10 protein-coding genes are annotated in these 16,225 nt (G+C 70.7%); 3 read left to right on the top strand and 7 right to left on the bottom strand.

Annotated features, from left to right (window positions below; all coding sequences use genetic code 11):
* Window positions 1–180: 180 nt before the first annotated feature.
* Complete coding sequence (locus AB3X10_RS20405) at window positions 181–1,701, bottom strand: acetyl-CoA hydrolase/transferase family protein (RefSeq protein WP_369977228.1); 1,521 nt, start codon at window positions 1,699–1,701, stop codon at window positions 181–183.
* A gap of 151 nt (window positions 1,702–1,852) precedes the next feature.
* Here AB3X10_RS20405 and AB3X10_RS20400 point away from each other — a divergent pair, with 151 nt between their 5' ends.
* Window positions 1,853–4,054 (top strand): hypothetical protein, encoded by a 2,202-nt coding sequence (locus AB3X10_RS20400; protein ID WP_369977227.1) that lies wholly within the window; start codon window positions 1,853–1,855, stop codon window positions 4,052–4,054.
* Window positions 4,055–4,658: 604 nt separating this feature from the next.
* Window positions 4,659–7,487: a bifunctional [glutamate--ammonia ligase]-adenylyl-L-tyrosine phosphorylase/[glutamate--ammonia-ligase] adenylyltransferase gene (gene glnE, locus AB3X10_RS20395; RefSeq protein WP_369977226.1), complete on the top strand. Its 2,829-nt coding sequence runs from the start codon at window positions 4,659–4,661 to the stop codon at window positions 7,485–7,487.
* A 90-nt stretch (window positions 7,488–7,577) separates the two neighbouring features.
* Here glnE and AB3X10_RS20390 read toward each other — a convergent pair whose 3' ends face one another.
* The 5 genes from AB3X10_RS20390 to AB3X10_RS20370 all read right to left on the bottom strand — a co-directional run bounded on the left by AB3X10_RS20390 (window position 7,578) and on the right by AB3X10_RS20370 (window position 13,174).
* Window positions 7,578–7,805 carry a hypothetical protein gene (locus AB3X10_RS20390; protein WP_369977225.1) on the bottom strand — a complete coding sequence of 76 codons (228 nt, stop codon included), beginning with the start codon at window positions 7,803–7,805 and terminating at the stop codon, window positions 7,578–7,580.
* A 307-nt stretch (window positions 7,806–8,112) separates the two neighbouring features.
* On the bottom strand, window positions 8,113–8,709 hold the full coding sequence (locus tag AB3X10_RS20385) for a queuosine precursor transporter (protein WP_369977224.1): 597 nt from the start codon (window positions 8,707–8,709) through the stop codon (window positions 8,113–8,115).
* Window positions 8,710–8,993: 284 nt separating this feature from the next.
* Window positions 8,994–10,103: a glycerophosphodiester phosphodiesterase gene (locus tag AB3X10_RS20380; RefSeq protein WP_369977223.1), complete on the bottom strand. Its 1,110-nt coding sequence runs from the start codon at window positions 10,101–10,103 to the stop codon at window positions 8,994–8,996.
* Window positions 10,104–10,144: 41 nt separating this feature from the next.
* Window positions 10,145–12,445, bottom strand: coding sequence for a TonB-dependent receptor (locus AB3X10_RS20375; protein ID WP_369977222.1), 2,301 nt, complete (start codon window positions 12,443–12,445; stop codon window positions 10,145–10,147).
* A 315-nt stretch (window positions 12,446–12,760) separates the two neighbouring features.
* Window positions 12,761–13,174 (bottom strand): hypothetical protein, encoded by a 414-nt coding sequence (locus tag AB3X10_RS20370; RefSeq protein WP_369977221.1) that lies wholly within the window; start codon window positions 13,172–13,174, stop codon window positions 12,761–12,763.
* Here AB3X10_RS20370 and AB3X10_RS20365 point away from each other — a divergent pair.
* The gene (locus tag AB3X10_RS20365) at window positions 13,173–15,059 is read left to right on the top strand and encodes a S53 family peptidase (RefSeq protein ID WP_369977220.1); all 1,887 of its coding nucleotides are present in this window, start codon (window positions 13,173–13,175) and stop codon (window positions 15,057–15,059) included. The genes AB3X10_RS20370 and AB3X10_RS20365 overlap by 2 nt on opposite strands.
* A gap of 99 nt (window positions 15,060–15,158) precedes the next feature.
* On the opposite strand, the gene AB3X10_RS20360 is transcribed toward AB3X10_RS20365, so the two are convergent.
* Window positions 15,159–16,139, bottom strand: a complete 981-nt coding sequence (locus AB3X10_RS20360; protein WP_369977219.1) for a mitochondrial fission ELM1 family protein — start codon at window positions 16,137–16,139, stop codon at window positions 15,159–15,161.
* Window positions 16,140–16,225: the final 86 nt, after the last annotated feature.

Genomic DNA, 16,225 nt, shown 5'->3' with positions numbered 1-16,225 from the left:
GTCGCGGCTGAAGCCGCTCCTACCGGGGCCTGCGGCCAGCTGGCTGGGTGCGCTGTGGGAGGGGCTTCAGCCCCGACTGTGTCCGGAGCCGGCAAGTCCCACCGTTTCGATTGTCGCGGCTGAAGCCGCTCCTACAAAGGCGGGGGGAGCCGCGGCTGCGGCGACGCGCAGCGCTTTCGATCAGCCCGCCGCGTGCATCGTGCCGGTGTCCAGCCAGCGCTGGTGCCAGGACAGTGCCTCCGGAAGCAGGTGCGGGGTGTGCTTGCCGTAGCTGTGGTGCAGCGCGCGGTCGAAATAGTCTTCCAGCTGCGCGCGGTAGCTCGGGTCCACGCAGTGGTCGATCAGCTGCCGCGCGCGGTGCCGCGGCGGCAGGCCGCGCAGGTCGGCCAGGCCGTGTTCGGTGACGATGATGGAGACGTCGTGCTCGGTGTGGTCCACGTGGCTGACCATCGGCACGATCGCCGAGATGCTGCCGTGCTTGGCGGTGCTGGGGCTGAGGAAGATCGACAGGAAGCCGTTGCGGGCGAAGTCGCCGGAGCCGCCGATGCCGTTCATGATGCGGCTGCCCATCACGTGGGTGGAGTTGACGTTGCCGTACAGGTCGGCCTCGATCATGCCGTTCATGCCGATGCAGCCCAGTCGCCGCACCAGCTCCGGATGATTGGAGATCTCCTGCGTGCGCAGGATGATGCGTTCGCGGTAGAAATCGATGTTGCGCTTGAACTCCTCGTTGGCCTCCGGGCTCAGCGCGAAGCCGGTGCACGAGGCCACCTTCAGCACGCCGCTGCGCAGCAGGTCGAGCATGCCGTCCTGGATCACCTCGGTGAAGGCGCTCAGGTCGCGGAAGCCGCTGCTGGCCAGGCCGGCCAGCACCGCGTTGGGGATGTTGCCCACGCCGGACTGCAGCGGCAGCAGGTTGGCCGGCAGCCGGCCCTTGCCGACTTCGTGCTTGAGGAAGTCGATCAGGTGCGCGGCGATGCGCTCGCTGGTGGCGTCGGCCGGGGTGAACGGGCTGTTGCGGTCCGGGCCGTGGGTGCGCACCACCGCCACGATCTTGTCCGGGTCGCAGCGCAGCGACGGCTCGCCGATGCGGTCGTCGGCGTGCAGCAGCGGGATCGGCTTGCGCTGCGGCGGCAGCGCGGTGCCGTAGTACACGTCGTGCATGCCGTCGATGCCGGCCGGCTGCCAGTCGTTGACCTCGACGATCACCTTCTTGGCCAGGTCCAGCCAGGTCTTGTTGTTGCCGATCGAGGTGGACGGGATCAGGCTGCCGTCTTCGCGGATGCCGGCCACTTCCACCACCGCGGTGTCGATCTCGCCGTAGAAGCCGAACCACACGTGCTGGGCGACGTGGCTGAGGTGGATGTCGATGTAGTCCAGGGTGCCGGCGTTGATGCGCTGGCGCGCGTCCGGGTCGGTCTGGAACGGCATGCGCAGGGCGATGCCGTCGGCCTTGGCCAGCGCGCCGTCCAGTTCCGGCGCGGTGGAGGCGCCGGTCATCAGCCGGATCTTGAACGCCTGGCCCTGCAGATGCGCCGCCTCGATCCGCTGCGCCAGCGCGATCGGCACCGCCTTGGGGTAGCCGGAGCCGGTGAAGCCGCTCATCGCCACCGTCTCGCCGGGCTGGATCAGCGCCGCGGCGGCCTCGGCGGTGACGATGCGCTCGCGCAGGCGCGGGTGGAGGATGCGTTCGGCGGACATGGGGCAACCGTGGGGGAAGGGGAGGCGGCAATTATCGCGGATCGCGCCGGCGGTGGGTTTGCGCCGGCGGTGCAGTGGCGGCCCGGCTTTCACGCGCCCCACGCCACGGCACGGCGATAGTGCGGCGGTGCCGCCCTTCGCCCGCCTCTCGTTGAATGCCGCCCTCGAACGCTACCGGCGCTTGCCGCGTCCGTGGCGCCTGCTGCTGCGCGGGCTGCTGATCGCCTATCTGCTGTACCTGCTGCTGGGCAACGTGTTCCTCAACACGCCGCTGTTCGACATGGCGACCAACCGCAAGCCGGAGAAATTCCGCATGCACACCGGGCCGGCGCTGACCGTGCTGCCGGGCTTCGTCACTGCCTGGGACCTGCGCATGCGCGGCCACGTGCAGCGCAACGTGTGGACCTTGCGCGCCGATCGCGCCAGCGCGCGCATCGCGTTGCTGCCGCTGCTGCACCGCGAAGTGCGGCTGCCGTGGCTGGAGGCGGTGAACGTGATCGGCGAGATCGACCGCGTCGCCGACAGCATCCCGCCGCCGCCGCAGAGCGACCAGGGCTGGACCCTGCGCTTCGATGCGATCCACAGCGGCACGCTGCGCCGCGCGCGCATCGGCGAGCTGGCGATCGAGGGCAAGGGCCACGGCACGGTGGGTTTCCTCAAGCAGATCCGCGGCGGGCCGTCGGAACTGTTCCCGTCGCAGATCGTGTTCGACGACGCCAGCGTGCGCTACGGCAAGCGCCAGATCGCCGACCAGGCGCACCTGGACGCGCGCTTCTCGTTCCCGCACCACTACCGCGCGCAGGCGCCGGGGCTGCGCAAGCTCGGCATCGCCGACCTGGCGCTGCAACTGCACGGGCGCAGCGTGGCGCTGCGCATCGACACCGCCGGGGCGCAGACGCGGCTGAGCACCGAGCCCGGACTCGGCCGCGTGGACGCGAACCTGCATATGCTGCGCGGCGAACTGCAGCCGGGCAGCAAGCTCAACTGGCGGGTGCCGCTGCACGCCGGCGTCGGCGCCACCGATCGCGGCGTGCTGGCGCTGCTGCTCGACGTCGATCGCGACATCCGGCTGCGCGCGCGCCTGCCTGGCCAGGTCGATCCGCGCAGCATGCTCGATGCCGACCTGCGCATCGCCGGGCGCACGCTGCCGTTCACCGATCCGGCGGCGCTGCTGCCGCGGCTGTCCGGCAGCGTGCAGGCGCGCTGGCATTTCGAATCGCTGAACTGGATCAGCGACCTGCTGGTGCGCAAGCCGTGGTTCCGGCTCGATGGCGGCGGCGACGTGTCCACCGATCTGCGCCTGGCGAACGGCGCGTTGCAGCCCGGCAGCCGCCTCGACGTGCCCGACGTGCAGGCGGTGGCCGACGTGTTGCGCCTGCGCTTCCGCGGCCAGGCGCAGGCCAGCGGACGCATCGTCGGCAGCGCGGCGCAGCCGCGCACGCAGGTGAACGTGCGCATGCACACGTTCGCGCTGGCGCCGGTGGCCGAGCCCAAGGCGATCTTCGTGCAGGGCGAGGACCTGCGCCTGGACCTGGACGGCGACGGCACGCTGGCGACCATGCACGACTCGTTGCAGGCGCGCCTGCGCTTCGACGACGCGCGCGTGCCCGACCTGCGCGCCTACAACCGCTACCTGCCGGCCGCGCAGGTGCGCGTGCTCGGCGGCAGCGGCTCGCTCAGCGGCGACCTGCAACTGGACGCGTCCGGGCAGGTCGGCGCCGGCAAGGTGCGCGTGCGCGGCCGCCAGGCGCAGCTGCAGGCGGCCGGTCTGGCGCTGGCGGGCGACCTGGACCTGGACGCGCGGCTGCGGCGCGCGGAACTGCACGACAAGCGTTTCGACCTCAGCGGCAGCACGCTGCGCCTGCAGGGCGTGCGCTACGGCGAGGGCGCCCGGCAGCGCGACTGGTGGGCCACGCTGCGCGTGCCGCAGGGGCGCATCGCCGCAGCGCCGGCGACGCAGGCCGATGCGCAGGTGCAGATCCAGATGCGCGATGCCGGCCCGGTGCTGGCGGTGTTCGCGCAGCGCAGCGATGCGCCGGCGTGGCTGCTCAAACTGGCCGATGCCGGGCAACTGGACGCCAGCGGCCAGTTGCGTTGGCGCAAGGACGCGCTGTGGCTGGATCGCCTGTCCGCGGAAAACCAGCGCGTGTCGCTGCGCGCGCGCCTGCGCGTCGGCGATGCCGGCACCCAGGGCGACCTGTACGCGCGCTGGGGCGTGCTCGGCGTCGGCGTGGCGTTGCGCGGGGAGCAGCGGCAATGGCATCTGCTCGGTGCACGCGAATGGTACGAGCGGCAGCCGGCGTGGTTGCCGGATACGCTGCCCGCTCCGGCACCGGCCGCATCGGCGCCCTGAGCCGGCGCGAGGCGTCGTCCGTTTCCTGGGTGGCCGCGGCGATGCGTGCGCGCCGCCGGATGCATGGCATCGCGCCGCGTCGTACGCCGCACGCTTGCGCATTGCGGATCACGCACGGTGGGGCGGTTGCGATCGCGACGCGGACTGCCGGTGCGGTGCACCGCATCCGATCCGCTAGCCCGCCGACAGGCCATGGCATGATGCTGCGACGCGCGCCCGATGCAGTCCGCGTGTGATCGGCGGATGTGAAGACGGGCGTGGGAAACATACTGCGTTGCAGCAGAATGTACTGGCCAGTTTCATTTTGCAGTGCAGCGTGCAATGTGCAAAAAAAGCGCCCAAGATCAACCTGCATCCCGACGTGGGGGAGGGAGCAAGGCCCGCTGGCAGTTCGCTGCAAGCGGGCTTTTTTTTGCCTGTCGTTCGGGGAACCCGGGAGGCTGCGCCGCCGTTTCGGGCAGCGCTTGTCGTGCGGCACCAGGCATGGCCGCCGAACATGCACCATGCACCTTGCCCTCGAGCGTGCCTGCAGCTTGGCCAGTCGCCTTGTCCGCGCGCTGTGCGGCCCCTGTCTGCCGACGCGCCGGGATGCCAGAATCCACGGATGCCTGACTCTTCCCTGCTTGTCCCCGACACCGTGCAGCCCCTGCTCGAGCGCAGCCTGGCGCGGTTGCGCCAGGCCCTGGGCGCACGTCCCTGGCCCGGGCGCGCCGGGTTCGACGGCGACCTGCAGCGCGCCGTGCTCGCCAGCGATTTCCTGCTCGACACGCTGTGCCGGCAACCGGCGCTGCTTGATCACCTGGCTCAGCCCGATCCGCCGCCGCTGCCGGTGCCGCCGCTGGATCCGGCGCAGCCGGCGGCGTGGCCGGCGCAGCTGCGCCGCTATCGCGCCGCCGCCTCGGCGCGGCTGGTGTGGCGCGACGTGCTGGGCCTGGACGACGTCGATGCGACCCTGGCCGGCAGCACGCAGCTGGCCGAGGCCTGCCTGGACGTGGCGCTGCGGGCGCTGGAAGGCGAATTCGCGCTGCGCCACGGCGTGGTCCGCGCCGCCGACGGCAGCGTGCAGCGGCTGGTGGTGTTCGGCCTGGGCAAGCTCGGCGGCGGCGAACTGAATTTCTCTTCGGACGTGGACCTGGTCTACGCCTATCCGCAGGGCGGCGAGTCCGATGGCGCGCGCCCGCTCGCCGCCGAGGAATATTTCGCCCGGCTCGGCCAGCGCCTGGCGCGGCTGCTGGACGAGACCACCGCCGACGGCTTCTCGCATCGCGTGGACCTGCGCCTGCGTCCGTTCGGCAGCGCCGGGCGGGTGGCGCTGTCGTTCGCCGGCATGGACCACTACTTCCAGCGCGAGGGCCGCGACTGGGAGCGCTACGCATGGCTGAAGGCGCGCGCGGTGGCCGGCGACATCGCCGCCGGCGAGGACTGGTTGCAGACGCTGCGCCCGTTCGTGTACCGGCGCTACCTCGACTTCACCGCGCTCGACGGGCTGCGCGAGATGAAGGCGGCGATCACCGCCGAGGTCGCGCGCCACGACCGCCTGGACGACATCAAGCGCGGACCCGGCGGCATCCGCGAGATCGAATTCCTGGTGCAGTCGCTGCAGCTGATCCGTGGCGGCCGCGAACCGGCGCTGCGCGAGCGCCGCTTGTTGCCGGCCTTGCAGGCGCTGGTCGCCGGTGGCCAGGTCGCCGCTGCGGATGGCGCCGCGCTGGCCCACGCCTACCGCTTCCTGCGCCGGGTCGAGAACCGCCTGCAGATGCTGCGCGACGCGCAGACCCATGCGTTGCCCGAGGATGCGCTGGACCGCGCGCGCATCGCGCTCGGTCTCGGTTACGCCGACTGGGCGCAGCTGTATGCCGCGCTGCAGGTGCAGCGCGACCGCGTCGCCGCCGAGTTCGCCGAGTTGCTGGCGCCGCGGGTGCAGGCGGTGGCGCCGGATGCGCTGGCCAGCTACTGGCGTGGCCTGCCGGACGACGCGGATGCGCAGGTGCTGGCCGCGGCCGGATTTGCCGATGCCGACGGCGCCGACCAGGCGCTGCGCGGTTTCGTGCAGTCGCTGGGCGTGCGCACGCTGTCGGACGCGGCACGCGCGCGCCTGGACCGGGTGCTGCCCGCGCTGCTGCACGCCGCCGCGCGTTCGCCGCAGGCCGACGCCGCGTTGCACCGCGTGCTCGGCCTGCTGCAGGCGATCCTGCGCCGCGCCAGCTACCTGGCCTTGCTCGACGAACAGCCCAGCGCGCTGGCGCGGCTGGTCGACGTGCTGGCGCGCAGCGCGTTCCTGTCCGAACGCCTGGCCGCGTATCCGCTGCTGCTCGACGAACTGCTCGACAGCCGCGTCGCCGGGCCGATGCCGGACCGGGTGGCGATGCGGCGGCTGTGCGACGGCGCGGTCGCCGCGGCCGGAGACGATCCGGAAGCCGCGCTGCGCGGCCTCAACGAAGCGCGCCAGGCGCTGAGCTTCCGCATCGCGCTGGCCGCGCTGGACCGGCGCCAGCCGGCGGTCGACAGCGCCCGCCAGCTTGCCGAGCTGGCCGAAGGCGTGGTGCTCACGGTGCTGCGCCTGGCCCGCGCCGACCTGGTCGCGGCGCATGGCGAGGTGCCCGGCGGCAGCTTCGCCATCGTCGGCTACGGCAGCCTCGGCGGCATCGAACTGGGCATCGGCTCGGACCTGGACCTGGTGTTCCTGTACGACCATGCCGCCGGCGTGGAGGCCTCCGCCGGGCCGCGGCCGCTGGAGAGCGGGCGCTGGTTCGCGCGGCTGGCGCAGAAGGTGATCGCCCTGCTCGGCGCGGTCACCGGCGGCGGCCGCCTGTACGACATCGACGTGCGCCTGCGCCCGGACGGCGGCAAGGGCGCGCTGGTGTCGTCGCTGGCCAGCTATACCGAGTACCAGCGCGAGCGCGCCTGGACCTGGGAGCACCAGGCGCTGGTGCGCGCGCGTGGCGTGGCCGGCGACGCCGACCTGCTGCAACGTTTCGAGCAGGTACGGGCGCAGACCCTGGCGCGCCCGCGCGACGCGGCGCAATTGCGCGAGGACGTGCTGAAGATGCGCGCACGCATGCGCGCCGAGCTGGACCGCAGCGATGCCGCACGCTTCGACCTGAAGCAGGGCGCCGGCGGCCTGGTCGACCTGGAGTTCCTGCTGCAGGCCGGCGTGCTGCTCGGCGCCGCGCAGCACCCGGAGCTGACCGTGCCGCGCGCTACGCCGGCGCTGATCGACGCATTGGCGGTCAGCGCATGGTTCGATGCGCCGACTGCCGCCAGTTTGCACGAGGCGCACGCGACGCTGGTCGACGCCGGTCTGGCCTGCACGCTGGACCGGCGCCCGCGGCTGACCGCTGGCACCGACGCGATCGCGCGCGCGCGCGCGGCGATCACCGCCGCGGCGCAGGCCAAGGGGCTGGCATTCGAGCCGGGGCGCAGCGAGCGATAGCACGGCGGGCCAGCCGACGGTCCGCCGGATCCGACCCGGCCTGCTCGGACGTGGATGGCAGGCCCCTGAGGCGAACATGGGGCGTGCCGGTCATCTGGGGTTGATTCGCTTTTTGAGCCAAAGCGCCCTGATGAGCATGAGGACAAGCAAAAGAAAGCCGGAGAGTCCTTGCAGCAATTCCGGCCAGCCGGGGCCGAGGTCGCATGTGGCCGCAATCTTCTGCCAAAGAACGTCTGCGGAAAGCGCATTCAAAAGCGAGGCGAGCAATAACGGAAGAAGCAGTGGATCGCGGAGCATGCGGCTGTAGTTCGATGTCATCTGTCTTCGCTTCCTTTCGTTTTTGAGGTGGCCGATTCGCGTCCGAGTCGCGGCGCCGTCGATGCGTCGCGGGGAAGAATTCGAGGCGTGTTTTGGGTCCGAGTCATGTGCGCGACCGCACGTAGCAGTGTTGTTCGATCCGTCGCACGGGCTCGGCGACGATGTTGCCGAAGTCGGCCTGGCGTGGCGAGTGCCGCCGGGTCGGTGCATTGGCGCTTGCGTGGCTGCGCGTTGCCAGGCCGGGACGTTGCGCAAACGCCGGGGGTGCCTGTTTCCATGGCGGCCGCCAAGCGGATCGCGGTTCGCCCTAACGCTGCGGTGCGCGCGTGGCCGATGCATCGGCGGCGGCCGGCGGCGCGGTCCGCCACAGCAGCGCGCGGAACGGCGCCAGCAGGAACACGCCGATGCCCAGCTTCACCGCCAGGTCGCCGGCGGCCCAGCTGACCCATGGCAGCGCCGACCCGGCGAAGGCGATCGACCAGAAGATCGTCGTGTCCAGCGTCGCGCTGCAGGTGGTGGCGACGATCGGCGCACGCCACCAGCGGCCGCGGCGCAGGCGGTCGAACACCGTGATGTCGAGCAATTGCGCGGCGATGAACGCCAGGCACGAGGCGGCGGCGATGCGCGGCGTGGCGATCCAGATCGACAGCAGCACCGCCAGCGCGAAGCCGCACCAGGCCACGCGCCGCGCCGCACGCGGGCCGAAGCGGCGATTGATCAGGTTGCTGACCAGGAACGCCAGCGGATAGCTGAAGGCGCCCCAGGTCAGCCAGTCGTTGATCGGGAACTGCACCAGCACGTTCGACAGCAACACCACCGCGCCCATCGCCAGCACCGCCAGCAACAGCGCGCGCGGGGTCAGCGCGGCGAACGTGGGGGGCGATGAGGGGGAAGGCGGATGCACGGAGGTCGGTGCTGCAGGCGGGGCGAGGCCGCGCATTATCGCGGTGCCGTGGCGTGGCGGCCAGCGCCGCCTGCCGACGCACCGCTTGCGCTCCCTGTAGGAGCGGCTTCAGCCGCGACCGGGCGTTACCGGGGAAGGCCCCGGTCGCGGCTGAAGCCGCTCCTACAGGAGAGGCCGATGCCGCTTTTTGTGGGAGCGACTTCAGTCGCGACGGGCTCTACCAGGAAAGCCTGTCGCGACTGAAGTCGCTCCCGCAACTATTGGTGGGTAGCCCCGGAGAACGCCTAACGGTCCCGCGGAACCGCTGTCCCATCCACCGCGGCACGCCCCACCGCCGGGTCGTCGGTGAAGAAGCCGTCCACGCCCGCGGCCAGGAACGCGCGCATCTCGGCGAGGCTGCCGGTGGCATTCACCGCCGCCGGGCCGTGCGCGTCCTGCAAGGCCTTGGGCAGGAAGTAATTCTCCGGGCGGAACGTGTACGGCACCACCAGCAGTCCGGCCGCGTGCGCATCGGCGACGAAGGAGGTCGGTGCGGCCAGTGCGCCGTCGGCGCCGACCGGGACGATGGCGCGCAGGCCGGGGCTGACCAGTTGCGCGTACCTGGCGATGGCGCGCAGGCCCTGCGCGCTGCCCATCTGCGCATACGTGGGGCCATCGCGCAGCTGGTCGCCGGGGCGCTCCTTCGGATCGCCCAGCAACTGCACCAGGCGCACGTTCGGATGGGTGTCGCCGAGCTTGCGGTGCAGATACTCCAGGTTGCCGATCTCGAACGACTGCACCACCACCGGCGCGCTGCGCGTGTACGCATGCGCGTCCAGCGTGGCCAGCAGCTTGTCCTCCATCGCCAGGCCCAGCGACTGGAAATAGGTGCCGTGCTTGATCTCCGGGATCAGCCCGATCGGGCGCCCGCGCGTGGCCGACTCGGCCGCGGCGAAATCGATGATCTCGTCGAAGGTGAGCAACTGGAACTGGCCGTCGAAGGCGGTGCCGCGCAGTTGCGGCAGGCGCTCGCGCGCGCGCAGCGTCTTCAGCTCGGCCAGGGTGAAGTCCTCGGTGAACCACCCCTCCACGCGCTGCCCGTCGATCTGCTTGACCGTCTTGCGCGCGGCGAATTCCGGATGCGCGGCCACGTCGGTGGTGGCGCCGATCTCGTTCTCGTGGCGCGCCAGCAATGCGCCGTCCTTGCTCGACACCAGGTCCGGCTCGATGTAGTCGGCGCCGTCGGCGATGGCCTTGGCATACGACGCCAGCGTGTGCTCGGGGCGCAGCGCGCTGGCGCCGCGGTGGCCGATCACCAGCGGTTTGCCCGTACCCGGTGCCGCGGCCTCGGCCGCGGCGGTCAGCGACGACAGCGCCATCGAACATCCCAATAGCCAGACCATCGGCTTCATCATCGCATGCGCTCCGCGGCAAGGTGGGGGCAGGATGCGCGCGTTCAGAAGCGCGCGTCCAGGGTCAGGAACACCTGCCGCGGCGCGCTGGCGTGGAAGGCCAGCGAACGCCCGTTCGGATCGCTGTTGCTGAACGCGGTGAGGTTGGAGGCGTAGCGCTTGTCGGTGAGGTTGGTCACGTTGAGCGACAGCTTCAGGTCCTGCAGGAACGACACCGCGCCGAAGTCGTAGCCGGTGCCGGCGTCGAACGCGGTATAGCCGCCGAAGCCCTGGTCGTTGGTGTAGGTGTAGTAGCGCTGGCCGGTGTACTTGCCGCGCAGGTTCGCGTTCCAGCCGTTGTAGGTCCAGCTGATCTCGCTGGTGAACATGCGCTTGGGCGTGTCCACCGTGTACTTGCCGGCGGTGGGGATGGTCACCCCGTTCTGCACGTAGTTGTCGTCGTAGGTGGAGCGGTTGACCGAGGCCGAGTTGTACCACTGCAGGTGCGCGCTCGGCTTCCAGATGAAGGTCAGCTCGCCGCCGCGGCTGCTGACCGAGCCGACGTTGAAGAAGCGCGTGGTGCACGCCGGCGTGGTGCCCTGCTGGATGCTCGGGCAGGGGTTGAGCGAGAGCAGGCGGTTGTCGAAGGTGACGTCGTAGCCGACCAGCGAGGCCTCGAACTGGTCGCGCACCAGGCGGTAGCCGGCCTCGAAGGTCTTCGACTTCTCTGGCTCCAGCGCGCCGACGCTGGCGTCGAACGAGGCCTGGGTCACCAGCAGCGGGCCGCCGGCGCCGCCACCCTGGAACGCGGCGATGTTCTCGGCGTAGGAGGCGAACACTTCCTGGCCTTCGGCCAAGCGATAGCTCACGCCCGCCTGCGGCAGCAGCGCCTCGCTGGCCTTCAGCGTGCCGTTGGCGACCGGCGACTCCACCGCGATCCCCGGCGTCTCGTGCGCGGTCATCGTGGTGTGCGGGCTCTTCGCGCCGATGTCCAGGGTCAGGCGCTCGTCGAGCAGCTTGAAGGTGCCCTGCACGTAGGCCTGCTTGGTGGTGATCACGTAGTCCTGCGAGAACAGCCGGCGGTCCGGGCCGCTGAGGAACAGGTCGTCGTCGATCGGGCCGTCGATCCAGTAGAAGTTGCGCTCCACGTGGTGCTTGTTGCGCTCGTACCACACGCCGGCTTCCAGGTGGTGCGGACCAAGGTCCCAGCCCAGCGAGGCGATGCCGCCGGTGCGGTTGATGGTGTAGTTGGTGCTGCGGATCGAGATCGGCAGCGCCTGCGGCGTGCCCGGGTTCGAGGCCTGGCCCGGCGACCACCAGTGGCCCTGGCCTTCGTTCTCGTGGTGGTAGACCTGGGTGTGCACGCTCACCGTGTCGGAGGGCTGGAAATCGCCCGCGAGGTAATACAGGTCGTCGTTGCGCAGCGCGCGGCTCTGGTAGTAGGCGTCGTCGATGTTGTCCACGCCGCCGCTGTAGCCGCAGCGGCTGGCGTCGCGGGTGGCCGGCGCGCAGTAGGCCGCGGCCAGCGCGCGCTGCCAGTCCGGCGCGTACAGGTTCCAGTCCCAGCCCAGGCCGCGGTGCAGGCCGCTCTTGGACAGGTAGGCGTAGTCGGCCTGCGAGGTGCGCGAGGTGTCGACGAAGGCGGTGATCTTGCCGCCGTCGAACTGGTACACGCCCTTGCCGTTGAACTGCGCGGTGTGGGTCGGCGATTCCGGCTTGGCCCACATGTCGGCGCTGGCGTAGATGCCGGACAGGTACGCGGAGAAGCCGTTGTGCTCGCCGGTGTCCAGGCGCAGGTAGGTGCGGCGGTTGGCGTCCGAGCCCACGGTCTGCGACAGGCGCACGCCGGTTTCGGTGGACGGATCGTCCGAGAAATACTGCACGGTGCCGCCGAGGTTGCTGGTGGAGGCGGTGCCCAGGCTGCCGATGCCCGAGGCCAGTTCCACCCCGCCGAAGTTCTCGGCGATCAGCGCGCGGCTGATGTTCAGCCCGTTGTAGTTGCCGTAGGCGTTGTCGCCCAGCGGCAGGCCGTCGAGCGTATAGCCCAGGCGCGTGCCGTTGAAGCCGCGCAGGCTCACCGTCTGCGATTCCTCGTTGGCGCCGAACGCGTCGTTGGACTGCACGTTGACGCCGGGAATGCGGTTGAGCAGCTTCTGGATGCTGGTGCCCGGCGGCAGCACCGGCACGTCCTGGCGGGTGATGCGCTGCACCTGGCGGGTTTCGCCCTGTCCGATCACCGAGACCGTATCGAGTTGGCGGGCGTCGGTCGCCGCGCCGTCGACCGGCGCGTCCGCCGCGTGCGCCGCCAGCGGCGACGACAGCAACGCGGCGAGGATCGCCGCGCTCAGCAAGTGATGGGTAGGCATGCGTGGGGGATCCGCTACGAAGAAGGTCCCGCGAAGATGCGACAGCGAGATTTCAGAATCGGGTCATGCGTGTTGCGGTTGTCATGCAATGCCGACACAGGCGACACAGTGCCGAGCCGGCATCGGCCGGTCCGGTGCGGCCTGCGGCGCATGCATGCCTGTTGCGTGCGGGTAGCGGCGATCGCGGCGCGCGGGTGCGGGCCTGGGTGCTTCGGCGAAAGTAAATGGACGCAAAACAGGAATGTCGGCCGTTCAAGAATGGATCTTTCGGTGCCTCTGTTTTCCGATGAAAAACGCGCATCGTCGGCACATTTTTCAGCAATGTACGTAGACCTCAACGGCGGCCATGAAACATTGCCGATGCATTTCTTTGCAGGATCGAAAATGCGGTGCGGCGTCAAAGTTTCGACGCGGATCTTCATGAATGATTGCCGCGCTCTTCGCCGCCGGGTCTGCGCTCATGACGTTGCCGAAACATGGATCCGATGACCGCACGGCGTCGCCGCCGGCCTGTCCGGTGAACACCCGGATGGGGTGCGCGCGCGGAGGGGAGCCTTCATTGCGCTTGCGCGCGCCCGCTGTGGCCGTCCAGGTGCGGTAGTTGATCGCAAGTTCCTGTTCCTGTTGGCGCGCAGTGGCCGCTGCGCGTTTTTCTTGCCCATGCAACGCCGCCTGCGCTTGCTGTGCAGGTGGCGCCAGATCGTTCCACCACGGAGAGAGAGACGCCATGATCGATCGTATTCGCCGCCGCCCGTTGCTGGCCGCCGTGTTGTCCGGGGGCATGCTCGTGTTCGGCAGTGCCCATGCCGCGCAGGACGCCACCGATGCCAGGCTTGCCGCCATGTCCGCCACCTTGCGCGCCGCACCCGTCACCTTCGACGTGCACCTGCCGTTGCGCGACGAAGCCGGCCTGGACGCGTTGCTGGCGGATATCCAGGATCCGGTGTCGCCGCACTACCATCACTGGCTGTCGCGCGCCGAGTTCGACAGCCGCTTCGCGCCGTTGCCGGCCCAGGTCGAACGCGTGCGCTCGGCCTTGCAGGCCGCGCACATGTCGGTGGCGCAGCAGGGCGCGACGCTGCACGTGAGCGCCAGCGCCGACAACGTGGAGCGCCTGTTCTCCGCGCCGTTGGCGGTGGACCTGCCCGAGGGCGGGCAGGCCAGGCTCGCCGCCACCGGCACGTTGCAGCTGCCGGCGGCGCTGCGCGACAGCGGCGCGGTGGTCACCGGCCTGACCGGCGGATTGCCGATGCGCCATGTGCATTCGCAGCGGCTGCGGCAGCTCGATCCGGCCAACCGCAATGGCCGCGACGGCGTCTATGCGTACAACGATCTCAAGCAGGCCTACGGCTATCCGTCCTACCAGAGCATGATCGGCCCGCCCGGCCAGCAGCGCCGCCTCGACGGGACCGGCACCACCATCGCGATCCTGATCTCCAGCGACGTGCTGGATTCGGACATCGATGCGCTGTTCAACGAAGAGAATTTCAGCCGCTACGCCGCCGGCCATGCCAATCCGAAACTGTACGCGCGCCGCTATGTGGCCGGCGCCAAGCCGGGCGTCAACGACGAGGGCGGCGCGGGTGGCGAGGCGGCGCTGGACGTGGAGATGGCGCTGGCCGGCGCACCGGGCGCGCATGTCCTGCTGTACGTGATCCCCGACCTGTCCGATGCATCGCTCATCGCCGGCTACCGGCAGATCGTGCAGGACAACGAGGCGGATGTGGTCAGCTCCTCGTTCGGCGGTTGCGAGCTGTACTACACCAAGGCGTACAACGATGGTCGCGACTTCACCGCCAGTTTCCATACGATGGATGCGATCTTCAAGCAGGGCAACGCGCAAGGCATCAGCTTCATCGCCTCCAGCGGCGACAATGCCGGGGTGGCGTGCGCGGATACGCACTATGCGGTCGACGGCAAGGACGGCCACTTCGTTGCCGGCGTCGAGCATCCGGCGGCCGATGCCTATGTGACCGCGGTCGGCGGCGGCAACCTGGCCACCAACTACCAGAAGGGCTCGCTGGATTCCAGCTACCGCACCGAAAGCGCCTATGCCGATCCGCTGCTGACCGCGGACTACTACGGCGTGGGCGCGCTGCTGGCCGGTGGCTATTGGGGCGCCGGCGGCGGGGTGAGCACTTTGTTCCAGCGTCCGGCCTATCAGCTGCGCGCGCTGGGCGGCACCCGCCAGTCGATGCGTGCATTGCCCGATGTCGGCATGCTGGTCGGCGGCTGCCCCGACACCGCAAAGCAGCCGTGCCGGCAAGGCAGGGCGCCGTACGCAAGTTCGGTGCTGTCGGTCTACCAGGGCGGGTTCTATTCGACGATCGGCACCAGCGTCGCCGCGCCCGAGTTCGCGGGCGTGGCTGCGCTGCTGGTGGAGAAGCAGGGGCGCCAGGGCAATCTCAACGATTACCTGTACCGGCTGGCGGCGAACTACCCGCAGGCCTTCCATCGCGATATCCCCGGCTACAACGGCGTGGTCGACAACAATGTGCCGCTCAAGGGCAAGTACAACTACACGGTCGGCCTGGGCACGCCGGTGGTGCGCGCGCTGATCGGCGCATTGGATGCCGCGCCGGCCGGCGTGCCGCGCTCGCCCAGCAATCCCTGACCCGGGCGCAACGCGATCACGGGGCGGCAGGCGCGCCATGACCGGCACGCCTGCCGCCCCGCGGCGTTCGCGCACGCGTGGCCTGCAGGCCGCATCGCCTCAGTCGATGGCGTCCAACTGCAGGCGCTCGCGGATGCGCGCGGCGATGCGTGCGGTTTCGCGCAGCGGCGCGATCCCGTCGCTGGCGGCGCCATGCACGGCCGGGACATCGCCGAGGCGGCCGCGTGCGTGCAGCGCCGCGTGGAAGCCGCGCGCGCGGCCGCGCGCCGACGCCGGCATCGCCACGGCCACCGGCACCCGCGTCGCGCAGGCTTCCGACAGCAGGTTCACCGAATCGGGCGTGCACACGATGCGTTCGGCCCAGCCGAGCAGGCCGGCGTAGGGATTGGGGCCGTCGGCATCGCCGCACCAGACCACGCCCGGCACGCCGGCGAACGCCTGGCGCAGCGCATGGGCCACCGCCGGCGGGGTCCGCCGCGAGGTGCTGGCGAGCACGCTGCCGCCCTGCTCGCGCAGTTGCGCCGCCAGGTCCCGGAACGTCGCCGTCGCCGCCTCGGTGGTCCATGGCGCCAGCGCGGCGGGGCCGCCGACCAGCAGCGCGGTGCGCGGCGAGGGCAGCGCGCCGAAGTGCGGGAACGCGGCGCGCGCCGCGGCCAGCCAGGCATCGTCGATCGGGTGCAGGCTGCCGAGCAGGGTCAGCACGTTGTCGCCGCGCAGCCGATCGTGCTCGGGCACCACCACCACGTCCCAGTGCCGTGGCGGCAGGCGCGGATCCAGCACCTGCACCACGGCGCTGCCGCGCGCGCGCAGCAGCCGCGTCGCCAGCGCCGCCTGCCGGCCGCAGCCGATCGCCAGCGCCGGCGGTTGCCGCAGCAGTTCGGCCAGGCCAGGGCCATAGGCCTGCGCCGCGCCGGGCAAGCGCCGCGGCGCCAGCCAGCGCCAGGGCATGTGCGGCTGCAGCAGCAACGCCGGGAGGGCCGACGGCGTCGGTCCGGCCAGTGCCGCGGCGAGCGCTTCGGCCTGGCGGGCGTTACCGGCGCGGCCGTCGCTAATCGCCCAGGGCGCGCCCGATCGTTTCACGTTTGGTAGTAATCCGTTGCATCGCGGCTGGGTGTTGCGGCTATCGTGCCACTCTACACTGGCCGCCTTGCGCCGAGACCGCCTGC

The sequence above is a fragment of the Xanthomonas sp. DAR 80977 genome (assembly GCF_041240605.1).
Classification (GTDB): domain Bacteria; phylum Pseudomonadota; class Gammaproteobacteria; order Xanthomonadales; family Xanthomonadaceae; genus Xanthomonas_A; species Xanthomonas_A bundabergensis.
This window is presented reverse-complemented; position numbering and strand designations above follow the sequence as displayed.

Excerpts from the sequence above, each read along its gene's own strand:
- AB3X10_RS20405 (WP_369977228.1), bottom strand. The coding sequence starts at position 1,701 with ATGTCCGCCGAACGCATCCTCCACCCGCGCCTGCGCGAGCGCATCGTC.
- AB3X10_RS20370 (WP_369977221.1), bottom strand. The coding sequence starts at position 13,174 with ATGGCGTCTCTCTCTCCGTGGTGGAACGATCTGGCGCCACCTGCACAG.
- AB3X10_RS20365 (WP_369977220.1), top strand. The coding sequence starts at position 13,173 with ATGATCGATCGTATTCGCCGCCGCCCGTTGCTGGCCGCCGTGTTGTCC.
- glnE (WP_369977226.1), top strand. The coding sequence starts at position 4,659 with ATGCCTGACTCTTCCCTGCTTGTCCCCGACACCGTGCAGCCCCTGCTC.
- AB3X10_RS20380 (WP_369977223.1), bottom strand. The coding sequence starts at position 10,103 with ATGATGAAGCCGATGGTCTGGCTATTGGGATGTTCGATGGCGCTGTCG.
- AB3X10_RS20375 (WP_369977222.1), bottom strand. The coding sequence starts at position 12,445 with ATGCCTACCCATCACTTGCTGAGCGCGGCGATCCTCGCCGCGTTGCTG.
- AB3X10_RS20390 (WP_369977225.1), bottom strand. The coding sequence starts at position 7,805 with ATGACATCGAACTACAGCCGCATGCTCCGCGATCCACTGCTTCTTCCG.